Raw genomic sequence first — 19,122 nt, forward strand, 5'->3', positions numbered from 1 at the left:
GGTGCCGGTACTGTTCGGCGAATGAGCTCGCTGAATCTCGACGACTTCACCGATCTGATCGAGCGCCCCGACGCCGGGGTGCGCCGTGACGCCGAGGCGCACCGGGAGAGCCGGAACGTGCCCCCCGGCGCGCTGGGCCGGCTCGACGAACTGGGTGAGTGGCTGGCCTCGGCGCAGGGCGCGGCGCCGGTCAGGCCGGTCGAACGGCCTCGCGTGGTGCTCTTCGCCGGTGATCACGGCGTCGCCGGGCTGGGCGTCTCGGCGCGCCCCGCGGGCAGCGCGGCCGAGCTGGTGCGCGAGGTCCTGGAGGGCGGCCGTCCGGTGGCGGTGCTCGCGCGGCGGCTGGAGGTGCCGCTGCGGGTGGTGGACATGGCGCTGGACTGCGATCCGTCGACGCTGCCCGAGGACGTCGTACGGCACCGGGTGCGGCGCGGCAGCGGCCGGATCGACGTCGAGGACGCGCTCACCCCCGAGGAGGCCGAGGCGGCGTTCCGGGCCGGGGTCGCGGTGGCCGACGAGGAGGCCGACGCGGGCACGGACCTGGTCGTGCTCGGGGACGTCAGCGTGGGCGGCACGACGGCGGCGGGCGTGCTGATCGCGGCACTGTGCGGGACCGACGCGTCGGTGGTGACCGGGCGGGGCGGGCAGGCGATCGACGACCTGGCGTGGATGCGCAAGTGCGCGGCGATCCGGGACGCGCTGCGGCGGGCCCGGCCGGTGCTCGGCGACCAGCTGGCGCTGCTGGCGGCGGTGGGCGGCGCGGACCTCGCGGCGACGACCGGGTTCCTGCTGCAGAGCGCGGTGCGCAAGACGCCGGTGATCCTGGACGGCGTGGTGTCGGCAGCGTGCGCGCTGGTGGCCCAGCGGGTCGCCTTCCGCGCGCCCGACTGGTGGCTGGCGGGCCACGACAGCGGCGAGCCGGGCCAGGCCAAGGCGCTGGACCGGATGGCCCTGGAGCCGCTGCTGGACCACGGCGTCCGCGTGGGCGAGGGCCTGGGCGCCCTGCTGTCCCTGCCCCTGGTCCGGTCGGCGGCGGCACTGGCGGCGGAGCTGCCGGAGAAGAGGCAGCCGGAGAAGGCGGAGCCGGAGGGGCCGGAGGAGCCGCAGTCGCCGCAGGAGCACGGGTCGCCGGAGCAGCCGGGCCGGGCGGAGGCAGCGGGCGGGCAGGCGCCGGCTCAGGGCGCGCAGGCACAGGAGCGGGCGAGCCGCCCGGAGTCCGTCTAGGCGTCGTCGGGGCGGCCCCCCAGCCAGTCCTGGAGCCGGCGGCGGGGCCCCGCCCAGCGGCGGTCGTGGCGCCGCGCCCGACGCTGGGCGCGCGCCCTCGCCCGCGGGCGGCGGGCGTAGAGCCGCCTGTCCCACGGCGACCCGGGCCGCGCCAGCCGGATCGCCCCGATGAGCGCGACGAGCGGCACGATCACCCCGAAGACCGCCGTCCGGGCCTTGCCCTTGCTCAGCGCGAGCAGCGAGAAGAAGAAGTTCACGGCGACGGTCGACACGACCGACCCCCGGCTCTGCAGCTCGTCCTCGTCGAGGTCGTCCACCCCGAAGGGCGCGAACCCGACGAGGAGCAGCCCCACCAGGGCCGCCGTGAGCACCACGGCCTCGACGCTCTTGCGGCCGGCCTCGGTCCAGTAGACGTCGTCCAGGTGCAGGATCAGCGCGAACTCGTCCAGCACCAGCCCCGCGCCCGCGCCGAAGACGACCGCCGCCAGCGCGGAGCCGAACCCGTGCTGCCCGCCCGCCACCGCGCCGAAGCCGCCCGCCAGGGTGAGGACGACGCCGGGGACGACGTGGTGAATGTGCAGTCCGCCCGGTGTGACGTCGCGGAAGGGGCCCTTCCCCGCGCGGATCATCCGGGTGATCAGGCGGGTGACCAGGAAGGTGACGACGAAGGCCGACAGGGCGAGCAGCAGGGGCAGCTTGCCGGGTTCGACGATGTTGCGCTCGAGCCAGGTCCCCATATGACCCAGTCTGGGCCGATCCGCCGCGAGGTGCGCCCCGACGGTCGCATAAGGTGCCCGCCATGTCCATGATCTCGCGGATGCCGCCGCTGCACGGTCTCCGGTTCGCGTTCGGCACGCTCACCGTGCTGCCGGTGCGGGTCGACCGCTGGGACCGCACGGCCGCCCGGGGCGGGATGCTCTGCGCGCCGCTGGCCGGGCTGGTCGTCGGGGGCGTGGCCGCCGGGGCCGGGCTCCTGCTGCTGTTCCTCGGCGCGGGCCCACTGCTCGCCGCCGTCGCCACGGTCGCCGTGCCCGCCGCGCTGACCCGGGGCCTGCACCTGGACGGGCTGGCCGACACGGCCGACGGGCTGGGCAGCGGCAGGCCCGCCGAGGACGCGCTGCGGATCATGAAGCAGTCGGACATCGGCCCGTTCGGCGTGATCACGCTGGTCCTGGTCCTGGCCGCCCAGACGGCGGCCCTGTGCGAGCTGTACGGCGGCTCCTGGGGCGCGGGCGCGTACGCCGCCGCCGTCTCCGCCGTCGCCGCCCGGACGGCGCTGACCCTGGCCGCCCGCGAGGGCGTGCCGGCCGCCCGGCCCGAGGGTCTGGGGGCGGCCGTGGCCGGGGTCGTCCCGGTGCGCGCCGCCCTGGGCGTCGCCCTCGCGGTGACCGTCGCCGCCGCGGCGTGCGGGGCGCCGTCCGGGCCGTACGGCGTGCTGCGCGCCGTCCTCGCCCTCGCCGCCGCGGCCGGCGCGGCCGAACTGCTGCTGCGGCACTGCACCCGCCGCTTCGGCGGGGTGACCGGCGACGTCTTCGGCGGTCTGGCCGAGACGGCCGCGACCACCGCGCTCGTCGTGCTGACCCTCGGCTGACCCGACGGACGCTCCACCGAGGGCTGCGGAGGGTGCGGGACGGTCGCCGGCGGTCGTCGCCCGCGGAAAATGACCACGACGCCACTCGCAGGTGAACGCCCGGGCGAACGATCGCGCGGGCACCCGGCGTAGGCTCGTGCCCGGGTCTTTCGCCTGTCCGGGCGAAGCCCGCTCCGCCCGAGGAACCTCAAGTCGGCTGTCGGGCCCGGCCGACCCACCCCCTCGGCCAACGAAACTTCACATCGGAAGCGAGAATTCACCACCGTGACTGCTCTCACTCTCAGCACCGCCGCGGCGCCCGGCCTGCGGGCCGACGCGATCGTGATCGGTGTCGCCAAGGGCGACAGGGGCCCGGTCGTCGCACCGGGCGCCGAGTCCGTGACCCAGGCCTACGACGGCGGGCTCGCCGGCGTCCTGGAGACCCTCGGTGCCTCCGGGGCCGAGGGCGAGGTGACGAAGCTCCCGGCGCCGGCCGGCTTCAAGGCGCCGCTCGTGGTGGCGGTGGGCCTGGGCGCACTGCCCGAGCAGGACGCCCCGTTCGGCGCCGAAGCCCTGCGCCGCGCCGCCGGCGTGGCCGCCCGCACCCTGGTCGGCGCCAAGAAGGCCGCGTTCGCACTGCCCGTCGAGGACGCCGCCGCCGTCGGCGCGATCGGCGAGGGCGCGCTGCTCGGCGCGTACTCGTTCGACGCGTACAAGGACACCGCCTCGGCCGGCAAGGACAAGAAGAACGGCAAGGCCCCGCTGGGCGAGGCCGTCGTCCTCGGCGCCAAGCCCCGCGACAAGGCCCACAAGGCCGCCGTCGAGCGCGCCACCGCCGTGTCCGAGGAGCTGAACCGCGCCCGCGACCTCGTCAACACCCCGCCGAACGACCTCAACCCGGAGGCCTTCGCCGCCGTCGCCCAGGCCGCGGCCAAGGAGCACGGCGTCAAGGTGCAGGTGCTCGACGAGAAGGCCCTCACCAAGGGCGGCTACGGCGGCATCCTCGGCGTCGGCTCCGGCTCCGCGTCGGCCCCGCGCCTGGTCAAGCTGTCGTACACCTCGTCCAAGGCGAAGAAGCACCTCGCCCTCGTCGGCAAGGGCATCACCTACGACTCGGGCGGCATCTCGCTCAAGCCGGCCGGGCACAACGAGACGATGAAGTGCGACATGAGCGGCGCCGCCGCCGTGTTCGCCGCCGTCATCGCCGCCGCGCGGCTCGGCCTGGAGGTCAACGTCACCGGCTGGCTGGCGCTGGCCGAGAACATGCCCTCCGGTTCCGCCACCCGCCCCGGCGACGTGCTGCGCATGTACAGCGGCAAGACCGTGGAGGTGCTCAACACCGACGCCGAGGGCCGGCTGGTCCTCGCCGACGCGCTGTGGGCGGCCTCCGAGGAGAAGCCGGACGCCATCGTGGACGTCGCCACGCTCACCGGCGCGATGATGCTGGCGCTGGGCAACCGGACGTTCGGCGTGATGGCCAACGACGACGCGTTCCGCACCGCGGTGTTCGAGGCCGCCGAGGAGGTCGGGGAGCCGGCGTGGCCGATGCCGCTGCCGGAGCACCTGCGCAAGGGCATGGACTCCGCGGTCGCCGACATCGCCAACATGGGCGAGCGGATGGGCGGCGGGCTGGTCGCCGGGCTGTTCCTGCGGGAGTTCGTGGGCGAGGGGATCACCTGGGCGCACCTGGACATCGCGGGGCCCGCGTTCAACGAGGGCGGTCCGTTCGGGTACACCCCGAAGGGTGGTACGGGCACCGGGGTACGGACGCTGGTGCGGCTGGCGGAGCTCACGGCGGCGGGCGACCTGGGGTGAGGTCCGCCCGCTGAGTCCGGCCCTTCCTCCCGCCCGGCGGGCGCGGCGACCCGTCCTCGCCCGCGCCCGCCCGGCGCGGACCGCGCACCGGCACGGCCCGCGCCCCGCGGGCGGAACGTGGGACGTCTCACACACCGGCCCCGCGTCTCCTCCGGGGGCGACAAGTGCGAAGATGGGGCCCGGCAGGACAGGGCCCCACCGAAGGGCCGAAGAACGAGCGGCCGGACACCAGCCGCCTGCCGGTCAGCGAAGACCGGCGTACGGCGCACATGCATGGAGGACGTGACGTGGCGAACGACGCCAGCACCGTTTTCGACCTAGTGATCCTCGGCGGTGGCAGCGGTGGTTACGCCGCGGCCCTGCGCGGGGCGCAGCTGGGTCTGGACGTCGCCCTGATCGAGAAGGACAAGGTCGGCGGCACCTGCCTGCACCGGGGTTGCATCCCCACCAAGGCCCTGCTGCACGCGGGCGAGATCGCCGACCAGGCCCGCGAGAGCGAGCAGTTCGGCGTCAAGGCCACGTTCGAGGGCATCGACGTACCGGCCGTCCACAAGTACAAGGACGACGTGGTCGCGGGCCTGTACAAGGGCCTGCAGGGGCTCATCGCCTCCCGCAAGGTGACGTACATCGAGGGCGCGGGCCGGCTCTCCTCCCCCACCTCGGTGGACGTCAACGGACAGCGCATCCAGGGCCGCCACGTGCTCCTGGCGACCGGCTCCGTGCCGAAGTCGCTGCCGGGCCTGGAGATCGACGGCAACCGCATCATCTCCTCGGACCACGCCCTCGTCCTGGACCGTGTGCCGAAGTCCGCCATCATCCTCGGCGGCGGCGTCATCGGCGTCGAGTTCGCCTCCGCCTGGAAGTCCTTCGGCGCGGACGTGACCATCATCGAGGGGATGAAGCACCTCGTCCCGGCCGAGGACGAGAACAGCTCCAAGCTGCTGGAGCGGGCGTTCCGCAAGCGCGGCATCAAGTTCAACCTCGGCACCTTCTTCCAGAAGGCCGAGTACACGGCCGACGGGGTCAAGGTCACCCTCGCCGACGGCAAGGAGTTCGAGGCCGAGATCCTCCTCGTCGCCGTCGGCCGCGGCCCGGTCTCGCAGGGCCTGGGCTACGAGGAGGCCGGGGTCGCCATGGACCGCGGTCACGTCCTCGTCGACGAGTACATGCGCACCAACGTCCCGACCATCTCCGCGGTCGGCGACCTGGTGCCCACGCTCCAGCTCGCGCACGTCGGCTTCGCCGAGGGCATCCTGGTGGCGGAGCGGCTGGCCGGTCTGAAGGTCGTCCCCATCGACTACGACGGCGTGCCCCGGGTGACGTACTGCCACCCCGAGGTCGCCTCCGTCGGCATCTCCGAGGCCAAGGCCAAGGAGATCTACGGCGCGGACAAGGTCGTCGCCCTGAAGTACAACCTGGCGGGCAACGGCAAGAGCAAGATCCTGAAGACCGCGGGCGAGATCAAGCTCGTCCAGGTCAAGGACGGTGCGGTGGTCGGCGTCCACATGGTCGGCGACCGCATGGGCGAGCAGGTCGGCGAGGCCCAGCTGATCTACAACTGGGAGGCGCTGCCGTCCGAGGTCGCCCAGCTGGTCCACGCCCACCCGACGCAGAACGAGGCGCTCGGCGAGGCGCACCTGGCGCTGGCCGGAAAGCCGCTGCACGCGCACGACTGACGCCCTCGGTCACAAGCGACGACCCAGACTTCCGCAATTCGTTAGGAGCAACCGAAACCATGGCGGTTTCCGTAACCCTTCCGGCGCTCGGCGAGAGCGTCACCGAGGGCACCGTCACCCGCTGGCTGAAGGCCGAGGGTGAGCGCGTCGAGGCCGACGAGCCCCTGCTCGAGGTCTCGACCGACAAGGTCGACACCGAGATCCCCGCGCCGGCCTCCGGTGTCCTCGCCTCCATCAAGGTCGCCGAGGACGAGACGGTCGAGGTCGGCGCCGAGCTGGCCGTGATCGACGACGGCACCGGCGCCCCCGCCGCGGCCCCGGCTCCGGCCGCCGAGGAGGTCGCCCCGCCGGCCCCCGAGCCCGCCCCGGCCGCCCAGCCGTCCACCGAGCAGTCCGCCCCGGCCCCGGCGCCCACCGCCGAGGCCGCCTCCGGCGGCGGTTCCGCCGAGGGCACGGACGTCGTCCTGCCCGCGCTCGGCGAGTCCGTCACCGAGGGCACCGTCACCCGCTGGCTGAAGTCGGTCGGCGACAGCGTCGAGGCCGACGAGCCGCTGCTCGAGGTCTCCACCGACAAGGTCGACACCGAGATCCCCGCCCCCGCCTCCGGCGTGCTGCTGGAGATCACGGTCGGCGAGGACGAGACCGCCGAGGTCGGCGCCAAGCTGGCCGTCATCGGCGCTCCGGGCGCGGCCCCGGCCGCCGCTCCGGCGCCCGCCGCCCCCGAGGCCCCGGCCGCCCCGGCCCCGGCCCCGGAGGCTTCCGCCGCCCCGGAGGCACCCGCCGCCCCGGCCCCCGCCCCGGAGGCTCCCGCCGCTCCGGCTCCGGCCCCCGCCACTGCCGCACCGGCTCCCGCGCCCGCCGCCCCCGCGGCTCCGGCGCAGCCCGCCGCCGCCCCGGCTCCGGCTCCGGCCGCCCCCGCTCCGGTCGCCCCGGCCGCTCCGGCGCCCGCCGCCGCGCAGCCGACCGACGAGGGCGCCTACGTCACCCCGCTGGTGCGCAAGCTCGCCGCCGAGAACGGCGTCGACCTGGGCTCCGTCAAGGGCACCGGCGTCGGCGGCCGGATCCGCAAGCAGGACGTCCTGGCCGCCGCGGAGGCCGCCAAGGCCGCCGCCGCTGCCCCGGCGCCCGCCCCCGCCGCCGCGCCGTCCGCCGCGAAGCAGGCCCCCGTCCTGGAGGCATCTCCGCTGCGCGGCCAGACCGTCAAGATGCCGCGCATCCGCAAGGTCATCGGCGACAACATGGTCAAGGCGCTCACGGAGCAGGCCCAGCTGTCGACGGTCGTCGAGGTCGACGTCACCCGTCTGATGGCGCTGCGCAACCGGGCCAAGGACGCGTTCGCGGCCCGTGAGGGCGTCAAGCTCTCTCCGATGCCTTTCTTCGTCAAGGCGGCGGCCCAGGCCCTGAAGGCCCACCCGGTCGTCAACGCGAAGATCAACGAGGCCGACGGCACGATCACCTACTTCGACACCGAGAACATCGGTATCGCGGTGGACTCCGAGAAGGGCCTGATGACCCCGGTCATCAAGAACGCCGGCGACCTCAACCTGGCCGGCATCGCCAAGGCCACGGCGGAGCTGGCGGGCAAGGTCCGGGCGAACAAGATCACCCCGGACGAGCTGTCCGGCGGGACCTTCACCATCTCCAACACCGGTTCGCGCGGCGCGCTGTTCGACACCATCATCGTGCCGCCGGGCCAGGTCGCCATCCTCGGCATCGGCGCCACGGTCAAGCGCCCGGCCGTCGTCGAGACGGCGGAGGGCACGGCGATCGGCGTCCGCGACATGACGTACCTGACCCTGTCCTACGACCACCGCCTGGTGGACGGCGCCGACGCGGCCCGTTACCTGACGGCGGTCAAGGCGATCCTGGAGGCCGGCGAGTTCGAGGTCGAGCTCGGCCTGTAATCCCGCTCCGCACGCACGCATCGGTGCCCCCGCCCGGAACGCTCCGGGCGGGGGCACCGGCGTCTGGGGCGGGGCCGCGGCGCCGCGGAGCACGGCCGGGGGCCGAGGCGGGACCGCGGGGCACGGCCGGCCCGCGGCCACCGGCCCGGCCCCGGTGCCGCGCGGCGCCACCGGCCGCCACCGGCCGCACACCGGAGGTGTAAGTCTCGTCTCACCTGCGCGAAAGCCCCCTCAAGCGCCTCTCCAGCAGCCCTGGACGGCCGTATTGTCTAAGCCAACGCCTCCCGCTAAGGAGCCCTCATGACCGCGCCCGTCGTCCACTCGCTGCGCGAGCAGATCCGCGAGCACATCCTCGAGGGGATCATCAGCGGACGCTGGCAGCCGGGCGAGCGGATCGTGGAGCGGCGGATCGCCACCGAGCTGGAGGTCAGCCAGACGCCGGTGCGGGAGGCGCTGCGCGAGCTGGAATCGCTGCGGCTGATCGAGTCCGCGCCGAACAAGGGCGTGCGGGTGCGCAATCTGACGGCCGCCGACCTGGAGGAGTCGTACCCCGTCCGGGCCGGCCTGGAGGCGATCGCGGCGGAGCTGGCGGCGGAGCGGCTGGCCCGGGACTGCTCGGCGCTGGAGCCGCACGTCGCGGCGCTGTACGAGGCCGACAGCAGGGCCGACGGCACGGCGCAGGTGCGGCACACGGTGGGCTTCCACCGCGAGATGGTGCGGGCCGCGGGCAACTCCGTGCTGCTGCACACCTGGGAAGGGCTCGGCATCGAGGTGTTCACGGCGCTGTCGATACGGTGGCTCGGCACCGTGCAGCAGTCGTACGCCGAGGAGCACGAGGAACTGGTGCAGGCGTTCCGGCGGCGGGACCCGCGGATCGCGGAGTTGGTGAAGGCCCACGTGCTGGGCTGCGCGCCGCGTCACGAGAGCTGAGCGCGGGTTCGCTCAGACGTCGTCCGACCTGCGAAAACCTTTCGAAAATGCGGCACGCCGTGCCCGCGGCCGAGGCACCGCGTGCCGACTTTCTCGATTTCGAGAGATTTTCCGGCTCCACCCTTTGATCGATCATCGATCAGGGGGTTACAGTCGCCGACGGGCTTCCACAGGAGCCCCGACGCCCTGTCCTGCCAAAGACCAAGGGCACCCCCGAACCCTTACCGATGAGGGAACCCCCTTCGACTGAGGAAGGCGGCGACATGACCGACCCCAACGCCATCCAGCCGAGCGCGCTCGACCAGCTTCCCGACCGCGACCCCGAGGAGACCGCCGAGTGGCGGGCATCCCTGGACGCCGTCGCCCAGGCGGCCGGGCCGCACCGTGCCGCGTACCTGATGCGCCGCACGCTGGAGCGCGCCGAGGGCGCCGGCATCGCGCTGCCGAAGCTCCTCGAGACCGACTACGTCAACACCATCCCCACCGCCGCCGAGCCCGCGATGCCCGGCGACCCGGAGATGGAGGCCAGGATCACCGCCTGGAACCGCTGGAACGCGGCGGCCATGGTGACCCGCGGCAGCAAATACGGCGTCGGCGGCCACATCGCCACCTTCGCCTCGGCCGCCTGGCTGTACGAGACCGGCTTCAACCACTTCTTCAAGGGCAAGGAGGCCGACGGTTCGGGCGACCAGCTCTACATCCAGGGCCACGCCTCCCCCGGCATCTACGCCCGCGCCTTCCTCGACGGCCGGCTGAACGAGACGCACCTCGACAACTTCCGCCGCGAGTCCGGCGGCAACGGCATCCCCTCGTACCCGCACCCGCGCCGGCTGCCCTGGCTGTGGGAGTTCCCGACGGTGTCGATGGGCCTCGGCCCGCTCTCCGCGATCTACCAGGCGCGGTTCAACCGCTACCTGACCAACCGCGGCGTCAAGGACGTCTCCGCCTCGCACGTCTGGGCCTTCCTCGGCGACGGCGAGATGGACGAGCCGGAGTCGACGGCGGCCCTCGCGCTCGCCGCCCGTGAGGAGCTGGACAACCTCACCTTCGTCATCAACTGCAACCTCCAGCGCCTCGACGGCCCGGTCCGCGCCAACTTCAAGATCGTGCAGGAGCTGGAGGCCCAGTTCCGCGGCGCCGGCTGGAACGTGATCAAGACGCTGTGGGGCTCCGCCTGGGACGAGCTGTTCCGGCTGGACACCACGGGCGCGCTGGTACGCCGGCTGCGCCAGGTGCCGGACGCGCAGGTGCAGACGTACCAGACCCGCGACGCCGCCTACATCCGCCAGGACTTCTTCGGCGCCGATCCCGCGCTCGCCGAGATGGCGAAGCTGCTGAGCGACGACAAGATCCTCGACTGCTTCCACTTCTCGCGCGGCGGTCACGAGCCGCGCAAGGTGTACGCCGCGTACAAGGCCGCCGTCGAGCACAAGGGCGCGCCGACCGTGATCCTGGCCCAGACGGTCAAGGGCCACACGCTCGGCGAGGGCTTCGCGTCGAAGAACGCCAACCACCAGATGAAGAAGCTGTCGGTGGACGAGTTCAAGGCGATGCGCGACCGCCTCGGCCTGCCGATCAAGGACAGCGACTTCGTCGACGGCGTGGTGCCCTACGGCCACCCCGGCGCGGACTCCCCCGAGGTGCGCTACCTCCAGGAGCGGCGCGCGGCGCTCGGCGGCCCGGCCCCGGCCCGCCGGGTCCACCCGGTCGCGCCGCTGCCGGCCCCGGCCGAGAAGGCGTTCGCCTCCTTCGACAAGGGCTCCGGCTCGCAGAACGTGGCGACGACGATGGCGTTCGTCCGGCTGATCAAGGACCTGGTCCGCGACAAGGAGACCGGCAGGCGCTGGGTGCCGATCGTCCCCGACGAGGCGCGCACGTTCGGCATGGAGTCGCTGTTCCCGTCGCTGGGCATCTACTCGCCCAAGGGCCAGACGTACGAGCCGGTCGACCGCGACCAGCTGATGTACTACAAGGAGGCCAAGAACGGCCAGATCCTCAACGAGGGGATCACCGAGGCCGGTTCGATGGCCGACTTCATCGCCGCGTCGACGTCGTACGCGACGCACGGCGAGCCGATGATCCCGTTCTACATCTTCTACTCGATGTTCGGCTGGCAGCGCACGGCCGACCAGATGTGGCAGCTCGGCGACCAGCTCGGCCGCGGCTTCCTCATCGGCGCGACGGCGGGCCGCACGACGCTGACGGGCGAGGGCCTGCAGCACGCGGACGGTCACTCGCCGGTGATCGCGGCGACGAACCCGGCCGCGCTGACGTACGACCCGGCGTTCGCGTACGAGGTCGCGGCGATCGTCAAGGAGGGTCTGCGCCGGATGTACGGCGAGGCCGCGCCGGGCGAGGACCAGGACGTCTTCTACTACCTGACCGTCTACAACGAGCCGCTGCCGCAGCCCGCGAAGCCGGCCGTCGCCGGGATCGACGAGGGCATCGTCAAGGGCCTGTACCGCTTCAACACGGCGGAGTCGGCGGGCCTGAGCCCGGCGGCGAACGCCCCGCGGATCCAGCTGCTCGGTTCGGGCACGGCGATCCACTGGGCGCTGAAGGCGCAGCGGATGCTGTCCGAGGAGTGGGGCGTGGCCGCCGACGTGTGGTCCGCGACGTCCTGGGGCGAGCTGCGGCGCGACGCTCTGGAGGCCGACGCGGCGCTGCTGCGCGGCGAGGAGCGGGTGCCGTACGTGCGCCGGGCGCTGCAGGGCGCGCAGGGGCCGGTGCTGGCCGTCTCCGACTACATGCGGCAGGTGCCGGACCAGATCGCGCAGTGGGTCGAGCAGGACTACACGTCGCTGGGCGCGGACGGCTTCGGCCTGTCGGACACGCGCGACGCCGCGCGCCGGCACTTCGGGGTCGACGCGGAGTCGATCGTCGTCGCGGCGCTGGCGCAGCTGGCGCGGCGCGGCGAGGTGAAGGCGACGGCGGTGAAGGAGGCGCGCGAGCGCTACGGGCTGTAGGTCCGGGGTTCGTGTTCCGAGGGGGGTCCGCCGGGCGGGCCCCCCTCGTTCGTGTGCTCTTCGGGGGCGGGTCGTGGGGCAGCGGGGCGCATGCGTTCGGCTGCGGGTTGTGAGGGCCGGTCGCGCAGTTCCCCGCGCCCCTTGGGGGGCGCCGGCCGGGCGCCGGGCGAGGCGGGGCATGATGAGGGGGTGCGGGCTGCTCGGCTGATCAGGATGGTGCTGTTGTTGCAGGCTCGGCACGCCATGACCGCCGCGGAGCTGGCGCGGGAGCTGGAGGTGTCCGAGCGGACCGTCGCGCGGGACGCGCAGGCGCTGTCGGAGGCCGGGGTGCCGGTGTACGCCGATCGGGGGCGGGGCGGGGGCTACCGGCTCGTCGGGGGGTACCGGACGGGGCTCACGGGGCTGCACCGGGGGGAGGCCGAGGCGCTGTTCCTGTCGGGCGTGCCGGGGGCGCTGCGGGAGATGGGGCTGGAGGACGCGGCCTCGGCGGCGCGGCTGAAGGTGTCGGCGGCGCTGACGCCCTCGCTGCGGGACGCGCCGCGGGCGGCGGCCCAGCGGTTCCACCTGGACGCGCCCGCCTGGTTCGCCGAGCCTCGCACGCCCGAGCTGCTGCCCGCCGTCGCCGAAGCTGTCTGGGACGACCGGTGCGTCACCGCCCGCTACCGGCGCGGGGACGGCGAGGTCGAGCGGACCCTGGAGCCGTACGGACTCGTGCTCAAGGCGGGGGTCTGGTACCTGTGCGCGCGGGTCGCGGGCGAGGGGCCGTTCCGGGTGTACCGGATCGAGCGGTTCGCCTCGGCGGAGCCCCTGGGGGAACGGTTCGCACGCGACGCGGACTTCGACCTGCCCGGCTTCTGGGACGCTCAGGCGGAACGGTTCGCGCGTTCCCTCCTGCGCGCCCGGGTCGTCGTACGGCTCACCGCCGACGGCGTGCGCAGGCTGCCGTACGCCGTCGAACCGGTCGCCGCGCGGGACGCCCTCGGGAGCGCCGGGGAGCCGGACGGCCAGGGCCGGGTGACCGTGACGCTGGGCGTCGAGTCGGAGGACGTCGCCCACACCCAGCTCACCGCGCTCGGGCCGGAGGCGGAGGTGCTGGCGCCGGAGTCGCTGCGCCGGCGGTTCGCGGCGGACGCGCGGCGGCTCGCGCGGTTGTACGGCGCATAACGATCCGCCCCACTCCGCGTGCGGGGGCCCCGCCGAGGCAGGATGCTGGACCCGTGATGGACGAGACGGAGTTCTGGGAACTGGTCGACAGCACGCGCGAGGCCGCCGGGGGCGACCCCGAGGAACAGGCCGACCTGCTCGTGGAACGGCTGCTGCGGCTCGACCCGGATCAGGTGCTGGACTTCGCCCGTCACTTCGAGGCGCGCTACAACCGCGCCTACACCTGGGACCTGTGGGGCGCCGCCTGGGTGCTGCTGGACGGGGCCAGCGACGACGCCTTCGACTTCTTCCGCTGCTGGCTGATCGGCCAGGGACGCGAGGTGTACGAGGGCGCGGTGCACGACCCGGACGCGCTCGCCGACCTGCTGGACGACTTCGACGAGGAGATCGACGGCGACGGCGAGGACCTGGGCTACGCGGCCGACGAGGCCTACGAGCAGCTCACCGGCACCGTCGCCCCCGACCTCGGCATCCCGCCCGCCGCGGCGGAGCCGGAGGGCACGCCGGTCGACTTCGAGGACGGGGCGCGGCTGGCCGAGCGCTTCCCGCGGCTGTGGGCCCGCTTCAAGGAGTGAGGCCCGCCGCGCGGATCACGCCGTGGCCCGGCGCCGGCCGCTGTCCGACGGGACGTACGCCTGTGCGGTGCCGGCCCTGTGGGTCGCCGTGGGGGCCCGGGGGCCTGTGCCGCGGACCTGTGGGTCTCAGCTGCGGCCCTGGAGCCGGGCCGCCAGTTCCCGGATCTCCGGCAGGCGGGCGGCCAGGGCGGCGCCGGGGCAGTTGGTCATGTAGCCGTCGCTGTGGCCGGCCACGGCGGGCAGGGCGACGGCGGTGCCGGCCGCGAACCGGCTGTGGCTGTTGCTGGAGACCAGCCGGACCGGGACGCGCGGGTCGGTGCCCGACAGGCCCAGCTTCCAGGCGGCCAGCGCCGCGATGGCGTCGGTCATCGCCTTCGGCACCTCGGCTCCCTCGGTGAAGGTGCCGAGGGCGGCGACGCCGGCCGTGCGGTGGTTGAAGCCCTGGGTGTGGGCGCCGGTGACGGCCCGGTCGGTGCCGCCCGCCCGGCCCTCGTAGACGGTGCCGCAGCGGTCGACGAGGAAGTTGTAGCCGATGTCGTCCCAGTCCCGTGCGCCCGTCTGGCCCGCGTACAGGTGGTGGATGATGCGGGGCGCGTCCGCGCAGTCGTAGCCGTTGGGCGAGTCGGTGTGGTGGACGAAGACGGCGACGACCCGGTCGTCGTAGCGCGGCGGCGGCTGCCGGCCGGGGGGCGGGCCGCCCTGGCTCAGCCAGACCGAGCGCGGCAGGATGCGCGGCCTGGGAGCCGTGTGCCGCGGGGCGGGCTCGGCGGTGAGCGCGCGGGTCGCGGCGCGGTGGGTGACCGTGCGGTCGACGCCGTGCGCGCACAGCGCCAGCACGGCGACCGCGGCGAGCCCGGGCAGGGCGCACAGCAGCGGGACGGCGGCGCTCGGTATGCGCACGGGGCGCCGCCGCGCCCGGGACCGACCGCTGGAGCGGCGGGGAAAGGCACACATGGTCCCACTGTCGACCGGATGTGCTCCGTCCGCGACGTGTGCTGTGCCAGCCGGTGGAACCGTCGTCCCGCTCGCTCCACGGCGTCTTCTCCGGTAAGCGCGTGTTGCCGGTTGCGCACCGGTTGCGGCTTCGCCGTTCGGGCGAGGGAGGCCGAGGCATGCGCGTTCCGGCTCCGGCGTGCGGACGCGACGGGAGGGCGCGCGTTGCCGGTCGTCGGCTCCGGCGTGCGGACGCGGGTGGAGGACGCAATTCCGCCGGTCGCGCGCCGGCTCCCGCTCGGCGCGCGGGCACGGCTGATCTCCGGCCCCTCCGGCGCGTACTCCCGCGTACCTGGGGCACGCGAACGCGTACCGACGGGTCGGACAGAAAGGCGGCTCAGTGGACGTGCTCGACATCCTGCTGGTGCCGGCGATCGTGCTGTACGCCGTTTCCGGCTACCGGCGAGGGCTGGTGGCCGGCTGCGTCTCGCTCGCCGGGTTCGTGGGCGGCGCGCTCGTCGGCGTGTGGCTGCTGCCGTGGACGACGGAGCTGGTGGCGGCGCCGGGCTCGACGGCGGCGGCGGTGACCGCGGTGCTCACGGTGCTGCTCGCGGCGGCGCTGGGGCACGCACTGGCGGGACGCCTCGTACCCCGCCTGCGCCATGAGAAGGCCCCGGGGCCGCTGCGGGTCGCCGGCGGGGTGGGCGGAGCGCTCTCGAACGCGGTGGCCGTGCTGCTGGTGGCGTGGGTGGCGGCGAGCGTGCTGGGCGCGTCGTCGTCGCCGCTGACCTCGGCCGTCCGGGACTCGCGGGTGCTGGGGGCGGTGCGGGGCACGATGCCCGACACCACCCCGGCGTGGTTCGCGCGGGCGACGGCGGCGCTGACGGAGGCGGGCTTTCCGCAGGGGTTCGACCCGTTCGAGGGCCGGTCGGCGGCCGAGGTGGCCAGGCCCTCCGGGGACAGCGTCACGGCGAGCGCGACGGCCGCCGCGCAGCGCAGCACGGTGAGGGTCGAGGGCGTGGCGGGCGACCAGGGGCGCGAGGGCAGCGGGTTCGTGTACGCGCGGGAGCGGGTGCTGACCAACGCCCATGTGGTGGCGGGCATCGACGCGCCGAGCGTGCGGGTGGGCGGGGTCGGGCCGTCGTACGAGGCGCGGGTGGTGCTCTTCGACCCGGACCGGGACGTGGCGGTGCTGTACGTGCCCGGACTGCGCGCCCCGGCGCTGAGCTTCGACGACGGGGCCGGGCACGGCGACGCGGCCGTGGTGGCCGGTTATCCGCGGGGCGGCGGCCTCGACCTCCGCGCGGCGACGGTGGCGGGCCGGGTGCGGGCGACCGGCCAGAACATCTACCGCGACGCGTCGGTCACGCGGGAGATCTGCTCGATCCGCTCCACCGTCCGCCCCGGCAACTCCGGCGGCCCGCTGCTGACCACGCAGGGGCGGGTGTTCGGCGTGGTGTTCGCCCGCTCCACCTCCGACGCGGAGACCGGGTACGTCCTGACGGCCGCCGAGGTCGCCGCCGACGCCGAGCGCGCGGCGGACGCGACGGCGCCCGTGGACACGGGCGAACTGGTGACCACGTGACCGCTGCTCCCCCGACCGCCGCCCCCGTGACCGCTTCCCCCGCACGCCGCCGCCTCCGACGCCGAAACGGGCACCGCCTCCCGACGGCGGCCGAGATCACCGCCGGCCCCCGGCGGGCGGCGGACACGACGACGCCCGTGGACACGGGCGAACCCGCGAGCGACGACCTGACCGCCTCCCCCGCGTCCCGCCGCGCACCGGGACAATGACAGGCATGCAACCTTCCCGAATCGTGGTGGCCGGCGCGTCCGGTCTCATCGGCGGCGCGTTGGCACGGTCCCTGACGGCGGACGGGCACGAGGTGGTGCGCCTGGTGCGCCGGGAGCCGAGAGCGGCGGACGAGGTCCGCTGGGACCCGGAGGGCGAGGGCCTGGACCCGGCCGGCCTCGCCGGGTGCGAGGCGGTGGTGAACCTGGCCGGGGCCGGGGTGGGCGACCGCCGCTGGACCGACGCGTACAAGGCGCGGATCCGCGACAGCCGGGTGCGGGGTACGGCGGCCCTGGCGGGGGCGATCGCCGCGCTGCCGTCGGGGGAACGGCCGCGGGTCTTCGTGTGCGGCAGCGCGGTCGGCTACTACGGGGACACCGGGGACCGTCGGGTCGACGAGGACGCGGGGCCGGGGACGGGGTTCCTGCCGGAGGTGTGCGTGGCGTGGGAGTCCGCCGCGGCGCCGGCCCGTGAGGCGGGGGTGCGGACGGTGTTCGCCCGGACCGGGCTGGTGGTGGCGCGCGAGGGCGGGGCGTGGGGGCGGCTGTTCCCGCTGTTCCGGGCGGGGCTCGGCGGGCGGCTCGGGGACGGGCGGCAGTACTGGCCGTTCATCTCGCTGCACGACGAGGTGGCCGCGCTCCGCCATCTCCTGGACCGCGACGACCTGTCGGGGCCGTTCAACCTCACCGCCCCGCAGCCGCTGACGAACCGTGAGATCACGGCGGCGATGGCGAGGGTACTGCGCCGGCCGGCCCTGTTCACCGTCCCGGCGCCGGTGCTGCGGGCCGTGCTGGGCGAGATGTCCGGCGATGTGCTGGGCAGTCAGCGGGTGCTGCCGCGGCGGCTGCTGGAGTCGGGGTTCGTCTTCGCGTTCCCGGGCATCGAGGAGGCGATCCGGGCGGCGTGAGGCGCTCGGCCCACGCCGCCCGCGCCGCCGTCCTTCCGCCCGCCTCCCGACCGCGCGAGCATCGGCGATCGTATGCGACCGCTGTGCGACCGTTCCCTGCCGACGTGCGACCTCCCGCGACCGCATACCGCCCTAACCTCGAAACGAACTCGGGTATTTCTGGAGCCGGTTGAGGGCATGACGTCTGCACCGGCCGCGCAACCTCGAGGAGGGGCACGTGCTTGAGCCCGCGTTTCAGGCGGACGTCGTCGTCGTGGGAGCCGGGGTCGCCGGACTCGCCGCGGCGCATCGGCTGACGAGTGCAGGAGTCACGACCACGGTGCTGGAGGCCGCGCCCTGTCCGGGCGGGCGGATGGCGACGGAGAAGGTGGACGGCTTCCGGCTCGACCGCATCGGACACCTCCTGTTCACGTCGTATCCCGAACTGGGCCTGACGCCGGGTCTGGACGCGCTCGCCTTGCGGCCGTTCGAGCCGGGCGTCCTGGTGCACGCCGACGGCAGCCGCCGGCTCGCGGGGGTGCCGAGCCCGAGGGCAGGCGGCGGCCGCGGGGTCGGCGCACGAGAGGTCGGCGCACGCGGTGGTAGCGCGAGGGGCGCACTGTACGCAGTACGCGCCCTTGCGAGCGCCCCCAGACCGCCCCGCACGGGGACCGCACCGCTGGGCGGCCCGCTGGACCAGGCCCGGCTCGGCGCGGCGCTGGCCCGGCTGGCCGGGACGCCCGTCCCCCGGCTCCTGTCCCGCCCGGAGCTGCCCGCCGGGCGGTCCCTCGTCACGCGCGGGCTGCCCGCCCGTACGGTGGACGGCTTTCTGCGCCCGCTGCTCGCCGCGCTGCTCGGCGACCCGGAACTGACCACCTCCAGCCGCTGCGCCGACCTCGCGCTGCGGGCGTACGCGGCGGGGCGGATGTGCCTGCCGGAGGGCGGGGCCGAGGCGGTGCCCGAGTTGCTGGCGCGGGCGCTGCCGCCGGGCACGGTGCACACGGGGGTGCGGGTGACGTCGGTGTCGACGACGTCGGTGGCCACGGCGGAGCACGGGGAGTTCCGGTGCCGTGCGGTGCTGCTGGCGACGGACGCGCGGGCCGCCGCCGAGCTGCTGCCGGGGCTGCGGGTGCCCGACTTCCACCCGGTGACAGTGGTCCACCACGCCACGGACGAACCGCCGGCCACGGGCGCGTCGCTGCTGCTGGACGCCGACCGGGGCGGGCCGGTGGCGCACACGGCGGTGATCAGCGCGGTGGACCCGACGCGCGCGCCGGCGGGCCGGGCGCTGGTGTCGTCGACGGTCCTGGGCGCCGCGCCGCCGGACCTGGACACGACGGTACGGACGCATCTGGCGCGGCTGTACGGCACGTCGACCGCACGCTGGGAGACGCTCGCCGTCCACCACTCCCCCGACGCGGTCCCCGCGATGCGCCCGCCCCACGACCTGCGCCGCCCGGTGCGTCTGATGGCGGGCCTCTACGTCTGCGGCGACCACCGCTCCACCAGCACCCTCCAGGGCGCCCTCCACTCGGCCCACCGCGCCGCGCGAGCCGTCCTGACGGACCTGGGCGCGTCGGGCTCCCTCCACCTGGCGGACCCGGCACCGAGGGCACGGGCGGCCTGACCGCCGCCCGGACGGGCCGACGGGCGGCGGCCCGTCCGGGCCGGCCGGACACCGCGGGCC

14 protein-coding genes are annotated in these 19,122 nt (G+C 74.8%); 12 read left to right on the top strand and 2 right to left on the bottom strand.

Annotated elements, in window-relative coordinates; genetic code table 11:
- Positions 1 to 21: 21 nt before the first annotated feature.
- Entirely contained in the window at positions 22 to 1,224 is a 1,203-nt protein-coding gene (cobT, locus tag ABZY13_RS18095) for a nicotinate-nucleotide--dimethylbenzimidazole phosphoribosyltransferase (protein WP_356631754.1), read from the top strand.
- Here cobT and ABZY13_RS18100 read toward each other — a convergent pair.
- On the bottom strand, positions 1,221 to 1,961 hold the full coding sequence (locus tag ABZY13_RS18100) for a hypothetical protein (RefSeq protein WP_356631756.1): 741 nt from the start codon (positions 1,959 to 1,961) through the stop codon (positions 1,221 to 1,223). The genes cobT and ABZY13_RS18100 overlap by 4 nt on opposite strands.
- Positions 1,962 to 2,023: 62 nt before the next feature.
- Between ABZY13_RS18100 and ABZY13_RS18105 the strand changes: the two genes are divergently transcribed.
- The 8 genes from ABZY13_RS18105 (at position 2,024) to ABZY13_RS18140 (ending at position 13,824) form a co-directional block, all read left to right on the top strand.
- Positions 2,024 to 2,815, top strand: a complete 792-nt coding sequence (locus tag ABZY13_RS18105; protein WP_356631758.1) for an adenosylcobinamide-GDP ribazoletransferase — start codon at positions 2,024 to 2,026, stop codon at positions 2,813 to 2,815.
- Positions 2,816 to 3,079: 264 nt separating this feature from the next.
- A complete protein-coding gene (locus tag ABZY13_RS18110; RefSeq protein ID WP_356631760.1) occupies positions 3,080 to 4,609 on the top strand; it encodes a leucyl aminopeptidase in 1,530 nt (509 codons plus the stop codon).
- Between the two features lie 287 nt (positions 4,610 to 4,896).
- Entirely contained in the window at positions 4,897 to 6,285 is a 1,389-nt protein-coding gene (gene lpdA / locus ABZY13_RS18115; RefSeq protein WP_356631762.1) for a dihydrolipoyl dehydrogenase, read from the top strand.
- Between the two features lie 59 nt (positions 6,286 to 6,344).
- Positions 6,345 to 8,189 (top strand): 2-oxoglutarate dehydrogenase, E2 component, dihydrolipoamide succinyltransferase, encoded by a 1,845-nt coding sequence (gene sucB, locus ABZY13_RS18120; RefSeq protein WP_356631764.1) that lies wholly within the window; start codon positions 6,345 to 6,347, stop codon positions 8,187 to 8,189.
- 300 nt (positions 8,190 to 8,489) lie between these two features.
- On the top strand, positions 8,490 to 9,119 hold the full coding sequence (locus ABZY13_RS18125; protein WP_356631766.1) for a GntR family transcriptional regulator: 630 nt from the start codon (positions 8,490 to 8,492) through the stop codon (positions 9,117 to 9,119).
- A gap of 263 nt (positions 9,120 to 9,382) precedes the next feature.
- Positions 9,383 to 12,085 carry a pyruvate dehydrogenase (acetyl-transferring), homodimeric type gene (aceE, locus tag ABZY13_RS18130; RefSeq protein WP_356631768.1) on the top strand — a complete coding sequence of 901 codons (2,703 nt, stop codon included), beginning with the start codon at positions 9,383 to 9,385 and terminating at the stop codon, positions 12,083 to 12,085.
- Between the two features lie 189 nt (positions 12,086 to 12,274).
- On the top strand, positions 12,275 to 13,249 hold the full coding sequence (locus ABZY13_RS18135) for a WYL domain-containing protein (protein ID WP_356631770.1): 975 nt from the start codon (positions 12,275 to 12,277) through the stop codon (positions 13,247 to 13,249).
- 56 nt (positions 13,250 to 13,305) lie between these two features.
- Complete coding sequence (locus ABZY13_RS18140) at positions 13,306 to 13,824, top strand: DUF4240 domain-containing protein (RefSeq protein ID WP_356631872.1); 519 nt, start codon at positions 13,306 to 13,308, stop codon at positions 13,822 to 13,824.
- Between the two features lie 126 nt (positions 13,825 to 13,950).
- On the opposite strand, the gene ABZY13_RS18145 is transcribed toward ABZY13_RS18140, so the two are convergent.
- A complete protein-coding gene (locus ABZY13_RS18145) occupies positions 13,951 to 14,724 on the bottom strand; it encodes a peptidoglycan recognition protein (RefSeq protein WP_356631772.1) in 774 nt (257 codons plus the stop codon).
- Positions 14,725 to 15,157: 433 nt separating this feature from the next.
- Here ABZY13_RS18145 and ABZY13_RS18150 point away from each other — a divergent pair, with 433 nt between their 5' ends.
- The 3 genes from ABZY13_RS18150 to ABZY13_RS18160 all read left to right on the top strand — a co-directional run bounded on the left by ABZY13_RS18150 (position 15,158) and on the right by ABZY13_RS18160 (position 19,062).
- The gene (locus ABZY13_RS18150) at positions 15,158 to 16,342 is read left to right on the top strand and encodes a MarP family serine protease (RefSeq protein WP_356631774.1); all 1,185 of its coding nucleotides are present in this window, start codon (positions 15,158 to 15,160) and stop codon (positions 16,340 to 16,342) included.
- A gap of 214 nt (positions 16,343 to 16,556) precedes the next feature.
- Complete coding sequence (locus ABZY13_RS18155) at positions 16,557 to 17,456, top strand: TIGR01777 family oxidoreductase (RefSeq protein WP_356631776.1); 900 nt, start codon at positions 16,557 to 16,559, stop codon at positions 17,454 to 17,456.
- 217 nt (positions 17,457 to 17,673) lie between these two features.
- Entirely contained in the window at positions 17,674 to 19,062 is a 1,389-nt protein-coding gene (locus tag ABZY13_RS18160; RefSeq protein WP_356631778.1) for an NAD(P)/FAD-dependent oxidoreductase, read from the top strand.
- The last annotated feature ends 60 nt before the right edge of the window (positions 19,063 to 19,122 follow it).

The sequence above is a fragment of the Streptomyces sp. NPDC006610 genome (genome assembly GCF_040611575.1).
In the GTDB taxonomy this organism is placed as follows: Bacteria; Actinomycetota; Actinomycetes; order Streptomycetales; family Streptomycetaceae; genus Streptomyces.